The organism is Pseudomonas sp. COW5, from assembly GCF_026240005.1.
Taxonomy (GTDB): domain Bacteria; phylum Pseudomonadota; class Gammaproteobacteria; order Pseudomonadales; family Pseudomonadaceae; genus Aquipseudomonas; species Aquipseudomonas kribbensis.
Genome location: NZ_JAPHVP010000001.1, coordinates 814034 through 828592 on the forward strand (window position 1 = coordinate 814034; position 14559 = coordinate 828592).

Annotated in this window: 18 protein-coding genes, 1 tRNA gene and 1 pseudogene; 10 read left to right on the forward strand and 10 right to left on the reverse strand. The window is 54.7% G+C overall.

What is annotated here, in order from left to right; all coding sequences use genetic code 11:
* Positions 1-2: 2 nt before the first annotated feature.
* The 4 genes from OQ248_RS03670 to OQ248_RS03685 form a co-directional block, all read right to left on the reverse strand.
* A complete protein-coding gene (locus tag OQ248_RS03670; RefSeq protein WP_265812055.1) occupies positions 3-863 on the reverse strand; it encodes a hypothetical protein in 861 nt (286 codons plus the stop codon).
* Between the two features lie 46 nt (positions 864-909).
* A complete protein-coding gene (locus OQ248_RS03675) occupies positions 910-2109 on the reverse strand; it encodes a glycosyltransferase family 4 protein (RefSeq protein WP_265812056.1) in 1200 nt (399 codons plus the stop codon).
* 203 nt (positions 2110-2312) lie between these two features.
* Positions 2313-2702 (reverse strand): hypothetical protein, encoded by a 390-nt coding sequence (locus OQ248_RS03680; RefSeq protein ID WP_085710220.1) that lies wholly within the window; start codon positions 2700-2702, stop codon positions 2313-2315.
* 178 nt (positions 2703-2880) lie between these two features.
* Positions 2881-3138, reverse strand: coding sequence for a hypothetical protein (locus OQ248_RS03685; protein ID WP_265812057.1), 258 nt, complete (start codon positions 3136-3138; stop codon positions 2881-2883).
* 207 nt (positions 3139-3345) lie between these two features.
* Here OQ248_RS03685 and OQ248_RS03690 point away from each other — a divergent pair, with 207 nt between their 5' ends.
* From OQ248_RS03690 to OQ248_RS03720, 7 genes are all read left to right on the forward strand, one after another.
* Complete coding sequence (locus OQ248_RS03690) at positions 3346-4833, forward strand: sensor domain-containing diguanylate cyclase (RefSeq protein ID WP_265812058.1); 1488 nt, start codon at positions 3346-3348, stop codon at positions 4831-4833.
* 5 nt (positions 4834-4838) lie between these two features.
* Positions 4839-5057, forward strand: a complete 219-nt coding sequence (locus tag OQ248_RS03695; RefSeq protein ID WP_265812059.1) for a cysteine-rich CWC family protein — start codon at positions 4839-4841, stop codon at positions 5055-5057.
* A gap of 33 nt (positions 5058-5090) precedes the next feature.
* Positions 5091-5783 carry a pseudouridine synthase gene (locus tag OQ248_RS03700; protein WP_265812060.1) on the forward strand — a complete coding sequence of 231 codons (693 nt, stop codon included), beginning with the start codon at positions 5091-5093 and terminating at the stop codon, positions 5781-5783.
* Between the two features lie 316 nt (positions 5784-6099).
* Positions 6100-6987, forward strand: a complete 888-nt coding sequence (locus OQ248_RS03705; RefSeq protein WP_265812061.1) for an alpha/beta hydrolase — start codon at positions 6100-6102, stop codon at positions 6985-6987.
* A 169-nt stretch (positions 6988-7156) separates the two neighbouring features.
* Positions 7157-7230, forward strand: a tRNA-Gly gene (locus tag OQ248_RS03710).
* A 228-nt stretch (positions 7231-7458) separates the two neighbouring features.
* Positions 7459-7626 (forward strand): hypothetical protein, encoded by a 168-nt coding sequence (locus tag OQ248_RS03715; RefSeq protein WP_265812062.1) that lies wholly within the window; start codon positions 7459-7461, stop codon positions 7624-7626.
* Positions 7627-7945: 319 nt separating this feature from the next.
* Complete coding sequence (locus tag OQ248_RS03720) at positions 7946-8362, forward strand: type II toxin-antitoxin system HicB family antitoxin (protein WP_265812063.1); 417 nt, start codon at positions 7946-7948, stop codon at positions 8360-8362.
* A 446-nt stretch (positions 8363-8808) separates the two neighbouring features.
* Here the strand turns inward: OQ248_RS03720 and OQ248_RS03725 are convergent, their stop codons facing one another.
* The 3 genes and pseudogenes from OQ248_RS03725 to OQ248_RS29035 form a co-directional block, all read right to left on the reverse strand.
* Complete coding sequence (locus OQ248_RS03725; RefSeq protein ID WP_265812064.1) at positions 8809-9129, reverse strand: hypothetical protein; 321 nt, start codon at positions 9127-9129, stop codon at positions 8809-8811.
* Positions 9130-9217: 88 nt separating this feature from the next.
* Positions 9218-9418, reverse strand: coding sequence for a tail protein X (locus OQ248_RS03730; protein ID WP_265815060.1), 201 nt, complete (start codon positions 9416-9418; stop codon positions 9218-9220).
* Positions 9398-9655 (reverse strand): annotated as a pseudogene (locus OQ248_RS29035) (phage tail protein); the annotation flags it as partial. The pseudogene OQ248_RS29035 and the gene OQ248_RS03730, both read right to left, overlap by 21 nt.
* 124 nt (positions 9656-9779) lie before the next feature.
* On the opposite strand from OQ248_RS29035, the gene OQ248_RS03740 reads away from it, so the two are divergent.
* The gene (locus tag OQ248_RS03740; RefSeq protein WP_265812065.1) at positions 9780-10178 is read left to right on the forward strand and encodes a hypothetical protein; all 399 of its coding nucleotides are present in this window, start codon (positions 9780-9782) and stop codon (positions 10176-10178) included.
* 80 nt (positions 10179-10258) lie between these two features.
* On the opposite strand, the gene OQ248_RS03745 is transcribed toward OQ248_RS03740, so the two are convergent.
* Positions 10259-10627: a DUF6124 family protein gene (locus OQ248_RS03745; protein ID WP_265812066.1), complete on the reverse strand. Its 369-nt coding sequence runs from the start codon at positions 10625-10627 to the stop codon at positions 10259-10261.
* Positions 10628-11145: 518 nt separating this feature from the next.
* Here OQ248_RS03745 and OQ248_RS03750 point away from each other — a divergent pair.
* Positions 11146-11874, forward strand: a complete 729-nt coding sequence (locus OQ248_RS03750) for a class I SAM-dependent methyltransferase (protein ID WP_265812067.1) — start codon at positions 11146-11148, stop codon at positions 11872-11874.
* Between the two features lie 42 nt (positions 11875-11916).
* Here the strand turns inward: OQ248_RS03750 and tam are convergent, their stop codons facing one another.
* Together tam and OQ248_RS03760 are read right to left on the reverse strand one after the other, a co-directional pair.
* Positions 11917-12687, reverse strand: a complete 771-nt coding sequence (tam, locus tag OQ248_RS03755; RefSeq protein WP_265812068.1) for a trans-aconitate 2-methyltransferase — start codon at positions 12685-12687, stop codon at positions 11917-11919.
* A gap of 162 nt (positions 12688-12849) precedes the next feature.
* On the reverse strand, positions 12850-13935 hold the full coding sequence (locus OQ248_RS03760; protein ID WP_265812069.1) for a type I restriction endonuclease: 1086 nt from the start codon (positions 13933-13935) through the stop codon (positions 12850-12852).
* A gap of 213 nt (positions 13936-14148) precedes the next feature.
* Here OQ248_RS03760 and OQ248_RS03765 point away from each other — a divergent pair, with 213 nt between their 5' ends.
* A complete protein-coding gene (locus OQ248_RS03765) occupies positions 14149-14559 on the forward strand; it encodes a low affinity iron permease family protein (protein WP_085710209.1) in 411 nt (136 codons plus the stop codon).

The following is a 14559-nucleotide window of genomic DNA, read 5'->3' on the forward strand; positions in this document are numbered from 1 at the left end:
ATTTACTTCCCTGTAATAATTGAATGTGAAAGATAGTCACTGACAGCCTTAAGCGCTTCTGGAGCACCCCGCAAACCCTCGGTACCCAAATGTATACGAGCATCCCCACCTGCAAAGTCGAAATGGTGCAACCCGACCGTACAATGCGTACGCAAACTCCCAAACTCCAAATTCTCCAGCTGCTCCTTATTCATTTTCAAAAGATAGGCTTTACTCAAACCGCTTGCAGAAGCTTTAGATTCTGGCGAATTTAAACCTTCACAATTTATCTTCCGTGGCGTTCCATCACGCCGACGCCAGTCGCGCATAACAAAAATTCGAACAGAGAATTCATTTTTGATACTGGGTGGAGGCGCGGTAAGCCAAAGTTCCAGGCCTGGATAATTTTTCAGCTTAACAATCAGTTCATCCGGCCAATTCACATGCCGCCCGCCCATATTGTGCGGTGCCGTGGTATCCCTTCTTGTGAAAAGCCTGGCGGTAACGTGGAAATGCGTCCAGCTGCTGGGTGGTTCTACCCCAAGAGTTTCATACACAGGTAACAGTTCTTTTCCCGTCCACCAGAATGACCCATCAAGAAGATCGGCAATACAGGAACCGTCGCTCCTTAATGTCGATCCAAAATGGAACCCGGGAATCCTTGTCCGGTCCAGCAGACTGCCGCCAAGGATAGGGACCTGCTCCATACCCGCCAGTTTCCTGCTGCACTCCCCCTGTTTTTTCTGATAAATCGCCCGCTTTTCTGCAGCCTCTTCCCACCGGATATAGAAATCAACCATCCAATAACAGATCGCTAGCAACAGTCCATATTTAACCGCCCGTCTGCACTGACGAAAAACTTCCTTGCGAGACATCTTCAGCATTTCAAATCTCCATTTTAAAATGATCACTCACGTCACTCGAGACAACTCACTTCATCAACTCATTGAACACTTCGAAGTAGCCGCTTACTCCTTTAACCACATCGAATTCGCTTGCTTTCAACCTCGCCGCGTCCTTCATAGACTCAAAGCCACCGAAAGACGTTAAAACCCTGCACACTGCCGAGGCGATTCCTTCAGCGTCAAAAAAGTCCACAAGTATTCCGTTAGCTCCACTCTCGATAATTTCCCGTACAGGAGCGGTATCTGAGCCGATGACAACACAGCCAGACGCCATTGCCTCCAATAGAGACCACGACAGTACAAACGGATATGTCAAATACACGTGAGCCTTTGAAAGACTCAGAACCGATCTATATGTTTGATAAGTCAACTTCCCCACAAAGTGAACCCGGGAAATATCAACATCCACTTCCGCGAGCATCTTGCTCCGCCAGTTCGGGTATCCAACGGGCATCCGTCCATAACTGACACCCTCTCCGCCTATTACAATAATTTGCGCATTCGGGCATATTTCCTGGATACGAGGAATGGCTCGCATAAAACTATGAAACCCACGATACGGTTCAAGATTTCTGGCGACATAAGTCACAACAGGCTGACCTGCTGTTATCGTGCACCCGTCAGACAAAGTTACGGACTTTAAATTTTCCGAATCAGCAACCTGAACAACACCTTCGTGAATGACGCGAATTTTAGACTGATATGCTTTCGGAAAAAGGCTGCGCTGCCATTGTGTAGGTGCAATGCCGACATTACATTGCTCGATATTCAAAAGATGCATCGAATTCAAGATTCCGAGCCTTGAAAACGCATCGATCGCACAAGGAAACTCGGGATCGAAATCAGAGTCCGCTCCTTGCGCTCGATAATAGTATTCGCACAAATGCACAAGAGGCACTTCCGGATACACATCCTTGACGAATAGCGTTTCTCCCCACCCTGGATGTGCGAGTATTACATCAGGCCGAAAACCTGCCTGATTAAGCCCCAACAATATTCTTTTAACTTGCTGCCCATCGGAAACAGCCTCTTCACACTTATGTAAACAAGCATGAGCGCCGTAAATATTTTTTCTTGATGGCCTATATCGATACAACTTCACACCAGCAACACCTGGCGCCGTATCGCGCCCAACTGCTACGACTACCAGACGCCTGTGCAATGCTTCCAACGCCACATGACGAAATTGACCGGGAAAATTTTGATGAATGATAAGAAGATTCATATCTGAGCAATATCCCGCGCTTACACACCTCCCTGAAATTGAAGTTTTTCAACATCAACGTATGCATACAAACGCTAACAAATGTTCAGAAATAAAACTGTAGGAGGGTTCCGAGAACCTATTAGGAGATGGTTCGATACACCTTATTGCCGAAAAACAGGCAAAAAAAAGCGGCGCTCAATGCGCCGCTTTTTTGCGGGGGGTTACCAGCGGTTACCGCGCCAGTGATCGCCGCGGTCATGGTTACCACGACCGCGGTGATCGTCCCAGCCGCCACGACGGTGGCCATCCCAGCGTCCGCGATCATCGCCGTGCCAGCGGCGGCTCTCGTAGTAGCGCGGGGCCGGTTGGTAGTACCGGGGCGCCGAGTAATAACGTGGCGCCGGTTGGTAATAGCGTGGTGCTGGCTGGTAGTAGCGCGGGGCTGAATAGTAGGTGCTGCCACCGCTGTAATAAGTGCCGCCACCTGTGTAGTAAGCCGGTGCGGGTGATGTGTAGACCTCTGACCTGTAATAGCTGTCTCCGTAGGAATAAGGGACGCAACCGGCAACGGAAAAAAGCAACGCGGCAAGCAGAAGAATTCGGCGATACATGGCGGCCTCCTGGACCGCGGGTAGCCACACCAGCGACGCTGGCAGGCGTCAGTCTTTCATTCGGCGACTGACGAGATATCTGACAGCGTTTTCCGAATCTGGTGCGTTTCTGTAACAAGTTGAAACATGTGAATTATGAAACCTTGTTCACGATAACGACGCCGCATTCAGCCGCTGATCAGTGGTGCCCACCATGATAGCCACCGCGATAACCTCGCCCGTAGCCTCGATACCCGTAACCGCCATAGTAGTAACGTGCGCCGCCGTAATAGCGCGGGCCGTAGTAGCCACCGTAGTAATAGGGCGAGTAATAGCCTGGATAGTAATAAGGCGCGGAGTAAACGTCGTAGCCGCCACCATAGTAGTAACAACCGGACAGCCCAAGCCCGAGCACTGCTCCAAGCAGCACCCGACGCAGCAATTTTGAAATACGCATGACGGCCTCCTGAAAGACCTGCGACAGCAGTCGGCACAGACCGGCTGACAAGAGTTTTGACTGGCAAACCGCAACCGAGTGCCAACTTCAAGCGCCCGTCGGATCAGCGGCGCAACAGGCTGCTCATTTCAGGCAAATATGCCGCAACCTTTTCCCCGCCACTGCCACTAGAATGCTGCCATCGGGCCACCGTCAACGGAATTGCCAATGCCGCTCAGATCTGCGTTTTACTCCCAACGTTCGCTGGTATTGACGCTGGTCGCCCTCCTCGGCGCAGGCTTCCTCGCCACCTCGCTGCTCAGCTACTACGCCTCGCGCGCCTCGATCCGCGACAACATCGTCAACACCGAACTGCCGCTGACCTCCGACACCGTTTATTCGGAAATCCAGAAAGACCTCGTCAGACCGATCCTGATTTCCTCGATGATGTCTCGCGACACCTTCATGCGCGACTGGGTGGTGAACGGCGAGAAAGACAGCGACCAGATGACCCGCTACCTCGACGAGGTCATGACCCACTACGGCGCCTACACCGCGTTCTTCGTCTCCAACAGCAGCCACACCTACTACCACGCCAAGGGCGTGCTCAAGCAGGTGAAGATCGACGAGCCACGCGACGCCTGGTACTTCCGCGTGCGCGACATGAAAGATCCCTACGAGATCAACGTCGACCCAGACCTGGCCAACAAAGACAACATGACCTTTTTCATCAACTACAAGGTCTTCGATTACAACGATCGCTTCATCGGCGCCGCTGGCGTGGGACTGACCGTGGATGCGGTGATCAAGCTGATCGACAAGTATCAGCAGCGCTATCAACGCAGCGTTTACTTCGTCGACACTTTCGGCCGACTGGTACTGACCGGCGCCGAAGGCGGGCCGGAAGGTGCGCGGGTCGGGAAAAGCCTGACGGATCTCGACAGCATGAAAGGTCTGGTCAGCCAGTTACCCAAGCCCCACAGCGGCAGTTACGAATATTCCGCCCACGGCCAGGGACATTTCCTCAACGTGCGGTTTATTCCGGAGCTGAACTGGTACCTGTTCGTCGATAAACGCGAAGACGGTGCACTGAGCGAGATTCGCCAGTCGCTGTACCTCAACCTGCTGATTTGCCTGCTGGTGACGCTGATCGTGCTGGCGCTGGTCAATCGCCTGATCAAACGCTATCAGGACAAGATCCACGCCCAGGCCACCCTCGACAGCCTCACCGAACTCCCCAACCGCCGGGGCTTCGACCTGCTCGCCGGGCAGGCCTTGCAGGAAGCCCATCGCGAGCCGAAACCGCTGACGGCGCTGCTGCTGGATCTGGATCACTTCAAGGTGTTGAACGACACCTACGGACACATGGCCGGCGATCAGGTTTTGATCGGTTTCGCCCGGGACCTGCAAAGCTGCCTGCGCCATTCCGACATCGTCTGCCGTTGGGGCGGTGAGGAATTTATCGTTCTGCTGAAGGACACTGACGGTGAGACCGGTCAGAAGATTGCCGAGAAGATCCGCCAGCACGTCGAACAGCATGAATATGCCTACAACGGTCACACCCTGAATCTGACGGTCAGCATCGGAGCCACCACCCTGCAACGGGATGACACCTTGCACAGCCTGCTGTCCCGGGCCGATCATGCGATGTACCGGGCCAAACAGACCGGCCGCAATCGCATCTGCGTGGAAATGCATCAATCGACCTATGCCTGAGCCCCATGAACAAACCTGACCTCTGCCCGGCCTGCGGCGCCCGCAACGACTGCACCCTGGCCGACCCGCGCACCGCTGACCGCGCCTGCTGGTGCTACGGCGTGTCCATTGACCCGGCAGTGCTCGAAGCCCTGCCGCCGGAACTGCGCGACAAGTCCTGTCTGTGCCCGCGTTGCGCCCGGGTCGAGGCGCAACTGCAAGCGGCCAAGCCATCGATCCCGTAAGATGCGCGCCCCGCTCCCTGCCGATTCCTGATCATGCGTGTCGATCGTTTCCTCAGTAACCTGCCCCGCTTCAACCGCAAGCAGGTTCGCCTGTTGCTGGTGGAAAAGCGCGTGCGCATTGACGGAAAAGTCGTCAGCGATCCCCACAGCGAAGTCCTGGAATTCAGCCGCGTCGAAGTCGACGACGAAGTGCTGCAAACGGGGAAACCGGCGCGCTACTTCATGCTGCACAAACCCCAGGGTTGCGTCAGCGCGACGCGCGATCCCGAGCATCCGACCGTGCTCGACCTGATCCATGAACCGGACAAGGACGACCTGCACATTGCCGGGCGTCTGGACTTCAACACCACCGGGCTGATGCTGATCACCAACGACGGCAGCTGGTCCCGGCGCCTGACTCAGCCCCAGACCAAACTTCCGAAGGTCTATTACGTCGAGACCGAGCAGGAGATCGGCCCGGAATATGCGATCAAGTTCGCCGAGGGGATCTACTTCGCCTTCGAGGACCTGACTACCCAACCGGCGCAGCTGGAGCTGCTCGGCCCGCGAACGGCGCGGTTGAGCATCGTCGAAGGTCGCTACCATCAGGTGAAGCGCATGTTCGGTCACTTCAACAACAAAGTGCTGCGCCTGCACCGCGAATCCATGGGCCTGCTGCACCTGGATAACGCGCTAAAACCGGGCGAATACCGCGCCCTGCGCACCGAAGAGATCCATTTGTTCTAAGCCGCCGACCGCTCAGCAGAAGTTGTCGAACAATTTACCAACGGCACTTGCGCGATCCGGATCCCCCTGCTTGAATCAGGACGTCGGCCAAATTGTGACCGATGAGTCACACATAACTTCTAAGAAACCTTTTGCCGGTAGAGAGCCCTCAGGGCTCCGCCTCAGCCGGCAAATTGCCCGCCAATAACAATACCCGTCGACCTGCCGTTCCGGATCGACATGGGCTCCAAAATTCCAGGCGTATGCCTACCTGTCACAAAGCTCGTGCAATCTCTATTTGCGCGCATACCCGCTTGCTTGCCAGGAGTCTTATGACATGAGGCCAGAAATCGCTGTGCTGGATATACAGGGTCAGTATCGGGTTTACACGGAGTTCTATCGCGCAGACGCCGCGGAAAAGACCATTATTCTGGTCAACGGCTCGATGGCCACGACTGCGTCGTTTGCACAGACCGTGAAAAATCTGCACCCGCAATTCAACGTGGTTTGCTACGACCAGCCCTACGCGGGCAGGTCGAAAGTCCACAATCGCCACGAGAAACATCTGACGAAAGAAGTCGAAGGTCTGATCCTGCTGGAGCTGATCGACCACTTCGCCGCCGAACATGTTTTGTCGTTTTCCTGGGGTGGCGCCGCGACCATGGTCGCTCTCGCGCACCAGCCCCGGCGCATCGAAAAAGCCGTGATCAGCTCGTTCTCTCCGGTGGTCAACGCGCACATGCTCGACTACCTGGAGCGCGGCGTCGAATGCCTCGGCAAACGCGACGGCGACCGGGTGGGCCACTTGGTCAACAACACCATCGGCAAGCACCTGCCGTCGTTGTTCAAGCGCTTCAACTATCGCCACGTGAGCAGTCTCGCCGAGCACGAATACGGGCAGATGCACTTTCACATCAGCAACGTGCTGAACAGTGATCGCCAGTGCTATCTGAACGCGGCGAAGAAGATCAACGTGCCGGTGCTGTTCATGAATGGCGAATGGGACGAATACACCGCCGCCGAAGACGCCCGGCTGTTCGGCAACCACGTGGCGCAAAGCACCTTCACCACCCTGCAGGCCACCGGGCACTTTCTCGACATGGAACACAAGTCCGCTTGCCGGGACAGCCAGAACGCCTTACTCGGTTTCCTGAAACCTGCACAGCAGCCTATCAGCCGAACGCGTCACCCGTTTACTCAGGATCACCATGCATTGGCCGTTTGAAACAGTGTCGTCGCGAGCAAGCCTGCGGGTCTGAGATAAAGCCGTCCTCCAGCCCGCAGCACTTGCCCGCGATTGACCGATCCGGCTCTGATTCAGGCTTTTCCGCTCGCCACACGCAAAGAAAACTTCAAATCCGTGGCCGAGTCTGGTACAAAGTCAGCCGCTCTGAGCGGGTGTCGTATAATGGCATTACTCCAGCTTCCCAAGCTGATAACGAGGGTTCGATTCCCTTCACCCGCTCCAATCGAATTCATGTCCTGCGTCGTGGTTTGACGGGGGATGAAAAAAACCGGCCTTGATGGCCGGTTTTTTTGTGTCTGGAGTTTGAGGTCAACTGCTTGTTCGGCAAAGAACAATTCAGAAACACACCGTTGATTGCAGTTACGCTATTCCTCCTTATGTTTAGCCGCCAGAGAAGCATATGAGGTATGACCTAATGGCTATGCTTGGGATAAATCACGGAGTAACCCCATGTTTTCCATGAAACCCGGCCCCCAAAAAGAGTACACGAGTCCATTCGCAGACTTCATTCGTAATGCGAAATCGGAAGAAAAGAAGCGCGTTTACAGTGAAGTGCTGACCGAAGCCACCAAAAAACAGAATGAAGTGATGCTGGCTGCGCGTGAAAAGCAAGCCTGATTACGTTAGTGGATATCCAAAATTGCCCGGCCAAGTGCCGGGCTTTTTCATTCTGACGTTGGCGTGGTTCTCAAGCTTTTGCACGAAAAAGAATACGAGAGTCTCGCGCGGATCATTACGGGGGAGAAATTCAGTAGACCGACGTAGATGGCCGTTTTTTGAGGCCTGATGTCTAATGACACGCAAGCTAGTTTTGAACCATTCAGAAACAACACGTTGATTGAATTCTCCCCGGCTGCGCTTACGCTCCTGACAATCAGGCACTCATGTCGTGAGCGCTCTTATATCGAAGCGTTTGGCCTCAAGGGAAATAATCCGCATGCTTTATCCAATCGCAATATCCCCCAGCGAAGGCGACACAACATGGGGTGTTGAAGTACCAGACTTCCCCGGTTGTTTCTCCGCCGGAAACGATCAGGACCATGCGTTGGAAATGGCCAAAGAGGGGATACAAACCCACATCGAGATTCTCGCTGAGAGCGGTGCCGTGATACCTGCCGCCAGCAAGGTCAGTAACCATGTTTCCGATCCGAGGTTTGAAAACTGCGTATGGGCGTTGGTGGATGTGGACATCAGTCAGTGCCTGGGGAGTACGCAAAAGATCAACATCACACTCCCAGGCTATTTGTTGAGCCGCATAGACCTTCACGTCAGCCAGCATCCGGAGGAAAAGAGTCGTTCCGCGTTTTTGGCTTCGGCTGCGTTGCGTATGTTGGCTCGAACCCGATGGATATGATCTGCACGGAAAACCTGCCATGAACAGCGATACCATCCGTAACCGAAAAGACCTGAACATTGCATTTGCTCGGATGGAAAAGCTCTGGGGGGGCTGAACCCGGATCGTCCGATGGAAATGAACTGGAAAACCTCGCAGTGCTTATCGAGCAATACGAGAACGAGCACTATCCAATGCCCACTGAAAAGAACGACATCCGAACGAACGACCAGTAATCCTGTAGGAGTCGCCATTGCATCAGGATCACCCCGAAATGGCCCACGACTAAAATTCATATCGGAAACAATGGCGAGGTTGACCGTGGCGCTGGCAGTGGCACCGATGTCGATCAGTTGGAGCCCTGCGCACCTTGAAGATTTATACGAAACAACCTTGTCCAATAAAAAGCCCGCACAAGGCGGGCTTAATAGGTTTCATCTTTTCTGCTAGCTACATGGCATTGCAGATCAGTCGGTTTTAACGATGGTCAGGCTGTCTTCTCCAACAGCAATAACACTGTTGCAAACGGGGCAAGCAAAAACGTCTGTATCAGGGACAGGCAACAGCTTGGTACAGGTAGGGCAGTTGCCGACCAGAAAGGATTCCCGAAAACCGAAAATCTTTGTAAAAACCGCAAACACCATCACCAATGCCAAAATCCAGCCGATCACTGGGATCAAAGCTAATAGAGCTATTACTGCAACGGAGACGACGAACCAGATGATGCGATGAGGGATTTCTTCTTTGATACTGCGTTTGACTTCTCTCAGTTCTGTCGACTTTTCCATGTAATAGCGCTCGCATTTTCCTAAAAATGACAAGTCTATCGGTGCCGGATTCATCTAGCAAATTGCTATCACAAATCCAGGCGACATTTCAGCCACACAGCATCACCTCACTGTCGTCGGGCGCCGGCAGATCCGGCAGCTCGATCACGATGCCGGCGCGATACGGTTGCGGCTCGTCGGCCATGCCCTGATTAGCATCCAGCACCGCCTCGACCGTTCCGTTCAGGTGAACATAAGCGTGGTAACACAGGGTGTCGAGCACGTCGCCATAGCCGGTGGTCAGCGTCAGCGGTAGCTGCTGCGCGCCGAGGCGGCGCAGAGTGTCTAGTTGCTTGATGCCACCTTTGAAGCCCGGAAAGATCGCGCCCTTGAGGGTGATCTTTTCTTCACCGATGCCCACTGAAAAGAACAACATCCGAACGAACGACCAGTAATCCTGTAGGAATCGCCGCACACAAACATGGCGTGATGCTCGCCATGTTTTCAGATGTTTCCCAGCGATCAGTTCTTGAGATTCCGCTAGCATTCGCACGCCCAAGAGGACGCTTGGGGTTAACGGACGTACTCAACAAGGACGACTCATGCTTTCTTCCGCACGCTTGGGCGATAAACACGTTTTTTCATTGCCAAGACATGGGGAGATGTAGTCCGTGTCCACGAATGCAAGTAAGCGACGCCCGCTCTATATCGTTATGCGGGTACTTATTCTGGTGGTGTTGACGTATCTGGTTGGGTACGTCGCAGTGCCACGCGTCGAGATTGATTTCTCGAAAGAAGGCACAGGGGATTTGAGGTTTGTGCTGAATACGCAAAATGAGATCTTTCACGGAAACCTTGCCCCCGGAGAGTCTACGGGCGGACCAGGGCATCTGTTTCCCGATGATGATTTTTTTATGGAATTTGATTGGCGTAATTCCGGGCAGAACCATTGCATCAGGATCACTCCGAAATGGCCCGCGACTAAAATTCATATCGGGAACAATGGCGAGGTTGACCGTAGCGCTGGCAGTGGCACTGATGTCGATCAGCTGAAGCCCTGCTCACCTTGAAGATTTATACGAGACAACCTTCGTAAAGAAAAACCGGCTCAATGAGCCGGTTTTTTTATGCCTGCCAGAACAGCTGCAATTCAGCTCTTCACCTCAATATGATCCAGCGCCTGATTCACTGCCAATTCCCCCAGCATCACGACTTGCGCGATCCCCAGCGCTGTCCTGCGATGGGACGGTTCGAGCACGGCGGCGAAGTTGCTGAGCATTTCGCTGGCCGAGCCCAGGGATTCGCTGGCGTTGGCCAGCAGGGATTCGGTGTTGTAGGCCGGGTTGGCGAAGTACATCGGTTCAGGCTGGTTGGTCGTGCCCATGACATGGGCGCCGGGGCAGAGATAGTGATCGAGGGCGCGGTTGGCGGCGTCGTTGAGTTTTCTGGAGTCGATTGAGGTGTAGGGGGACGTTGGGTCGGTTTCGACTTCAGGTGGGTTCGGAGTTGGTTTGAACATGATTTCATCTCTCAAAGTACAAGTTTGAGCTGACCCATTCGGTTCCACGCGAAAGGAGGCAGCTGTACGCAGGTTGGAACCCGGGGAGAGACAACCCGGCAGACCCGAAGGTCTCCCGCGCACAGCCGCCATAACAGAGTGCACACATTCAAGGTGCGCAGCATACGTCATGAATAACGATTGTACGTTCCAACTCTCCTCGGGGTTCCAATCCCGATCGCCGATTCATCAGCGACCCTCACAGGCTAGAGCCCGCACTTCCGACGGACAACCTGAAAACCTTGTGGGAAGGATCAGTAAACAGGACCCACTCTTTAAACATCCCGAATCGAAAAACCACGTTTACAGATCCCCAACACTCCCTCGGTTCTCACGCTCGTCACGACCCGCTAGCATTTCCCCATCACCCACCACCCTCCCCCTGCGCGGCCATCGACGAATACGCGCCATCACGTTTCGAGGGACTTCAGATCGTGGCCGTTGAGCCACCCGAATCAAATTCAAACGAGCACCAAACCATGACCCAGAACATCTACGACGACCCCGAATTTTTCCAGGGCTACAGCCAGATGAACCGCTCCATCGGCGGCCTCGATGCCGCGCCGGAATGGCCGGCGCTGAAAGCCTTGTTGCCCTCCCTGCACGGTTTGCGGGTGGTGGATCTGGGCTGCGGCTACGGCTGGTTCTGCCGCTGGGCCAGCGAACAGGGTGCAGCCGACGTGCTGGGGCTGGATGTCTCGGAGAAAATGCTCGAACGGGCGCAGGAAACCACCTCGGCCGCGAACATCCGCTACGAACGTGCCGACCTGGAACAGCTCGACTTGCCTGCGTGCACTTTCGATCTGGCCTACAGCTCACTGGCCCTGCACTACATCAAGGATCTCTCGGGGCTGTTCGCCAAGCTGCATGCGGCGCTTAAACCCGGTGCGCACTTCGTGTTTTCCATTGAGCACCCGATCTTCATGGCGCCGCGCAATCCGGGCTGGCTGATCGACAGCGAGGGCAACAAGCGCTGGCCGCTGGACAGCTATCAGATGGAGGGCGAACGGGTTACGAACTGGCTGGCGGACGGAGTGATCAAGCAGCATCGTACGGTCGGCACGCTACTCAACGCGTTGATTGGCGCAGGCTTCACGATTCAACACGTCAACGAATGGGGCCCGAGCGATGACGAAGTGGCCGCGCAACCGGCGCTCGCCGAAGAACGCGAGCGGCCGATGATGATGCTGGTCGCCGTACAGCGCTGACCGCAAAAAGAAAGGGCCGATCCCAATCGGCCCTTTTTCATTTCAACGTGTGGCGACGATGAACAACCGCGGAAACGGCAACAACACCGACCCATCCGCCAGCGCCGGATAAGCCTTCGCAACCTCCGCCAGATAGCGCGCCAGATACTCCGCCCGCTCCGCTTCCGTCAGCGGGCTGAGGAACGGAATCAAACCGCTGCCCTTGAACCACTCGACTACACCTGAAGCGCCGCCCGCCAGTTGATGGTGATAGGTGGTGCGCCACACATCGACCCGCGAGCAATGCGGACGCAGCATCGAAAAGTAAGCACTGGCATCCGCCATCTCGGTCCGCTGCCCCGCCGCACCGGCCAGTTTGCTGGCCCACGGCCCGCTGGCAGCCACTTCACGCATCAATCGATGGGACGGCTCGTTGAGGTTGTCCGGCATCTGAATCGCCAGACTGCCACCCTGCGCCAGCTTGCCCGCCAGCGCCGGCAACAACGCCCCGTGATCCGGCACCCACTGCAACACCGCGTTGGCGAAAATCACATCGAATGGCCCCGCATCCGCCCATTTATCAATGTCCGCCACCTCGAACCGCAACTGCGGCAGTCGCTTGCGCGCGGCGTCGATCATGTCCGGCGAACTGTCGAGGCCCTGCACGTTCGCCCCCGGGAAACGCTCCACCAGCAGCTCGGTCGAGTTGCCGGGGCCGCAACCGATATCGACCACGGAGCGCGCCTCCCGCGTGGGAATCGCCGCCAGCAGGTCTCGGGCCGGGCGGGTGCGTTCATCTTCGAAAGCGACGTATTGTTTGGCGGACCAGGTCATTGCGTTCTCCTGTCAGGACTTTTGCAGTGGTTCGCTACGATACATCGACTCCCTGTGCATTCCCTATCCGACTTAAGACGTGGCGGCATTGAGTATTTATTTTCGAGGACCTCGCTTCCATAAAAAAACCGGCCGATGGCCGGTTTTTTGAAAGACTCCGCACTAGTCGTAATAGCCAACTGTCTTCTTCAACTGCTCCGAATACTCGTAGATATCGTCTACCGAGCTAATGGGATGGCGAGTTTCGTTTTTCTCTTCGTCGAAAATGCCAATGTACTTTTGCGAACGATTGAAGTGCAGGCGACAAATCGGTTTCCGATTGTTGTCATCGAGCAAGATTCCGAAATAGCTCTGTGTGTCACGTTGTACGATTCGTTTGGCATCGACAATCGATCGAACGACCGCCCGAACGATGTGATAACCCTCGAGCTCTTCCAGAGTGGTCATGATCTTGTCGTCTGACTCATCACGAGGCTCGACCGGATCTGTTCCACTGGCTACCGTCGGAATAGATGCCAATGCCGGCTGGATCGCCCCACTCATGGCGGACTTGAGACGATCATTGATCTGATCATTCAGGAACTGTACGACTGCCTTTCTCGTCAGCTCATGAAACTGATCCCGCACCTTCTGCGTAATAACCCCGTCGTAGACTCGGGAAGCAAAAACTTTAACGAAGTCGTCATCCGGTTTGGTGACCTGCGAGGCGATGACCTTCTTGATCTGGCTGACGTATTTCAACTCACCTGCGGCATTGATGATCGACTCGACGTCGAATGCGGACTTGGTGAGCTTGATGAGTTCTGGCACCGAATACTCATCGATATCCAGAAGATCCAGTTCAAGGAAGGGCTTCTCATCCATCTTGTTCGGCGCATCCAGATCGGTGAAGAACTTGTAGACCTGGCCGTTGGTGAGGATGGAGATCCTGGCACTGGTGACGTGGAAATAACGGAACAGCTGCGAGGCGTGATTGATGTGCAAGGGTTCGCCGATCTTCTTGCACTCAATGAGGATCTGTACTTCTCCCTCTTTCATGATCGCGTAATCGATTTTTTCGCCCTTCTTCGTGCCGATGTCGCAGACAAACTCCGGCGTCACCTCTGTCGGGTCGAATACGTCGTAACCCAGAACAGTACTGATGAAGGGCATGACAAACGCATTTTTTGTCGCCTCTTCAGTCTGGATTGCAGCGCTCTGCAACCGGACTTTGGCGGCAAGACTGGCTAACTTTTCGAAGAATTCCATGAGCGGCCTCTGACTGGGTTTCTATCCGTGCACTCGCATGCTGGCAAATTGATTGCCATTTGATCGTAGACGCAAACCTAGACAATGAAAGTCTTCCAGCTAAAACCCTGATGCAGGGCAATCATTTCCCATCGACCGAAAGCATCGGCAAGCAGAATTTTCCTCCCTCCCCCGCTGTCTGAATTTCAAGCTCCCCCCACAAGGAACACCGCCATGAAATTCGCAAAGATTTCCCAGACGCTCGCACTCTGGGCCGGCAGTCCGAAGACGTTCATGGGGGCTTTGATTCTGATCGGGTTGTGGGGGTTGAGCGGGCCGATTTTTCATTTCAATGACACCTGGCAGCTGATCATCAACACCTCGACCACGATCATCACGTTCCTGATGGTGTTCCTGATCCAGAACACCCAGAACCGCGATACCGACATCCTGCATTTGAAGATCGACGAGTTGTTGCTGGTAACCAAAGAAGCGCAGAACGCGATGCTCGGGCTTGAGGCGCTGGATCTCAAACAACTTGAAGCGTTGCGCAAACACTACCGGGCATTGGGTGAAGGCGAGGTTTTCAACCTTGACGGGTTAGGTGAAAAGAGCAAACCGAAGCAGGACCTGAATGACTGCTGA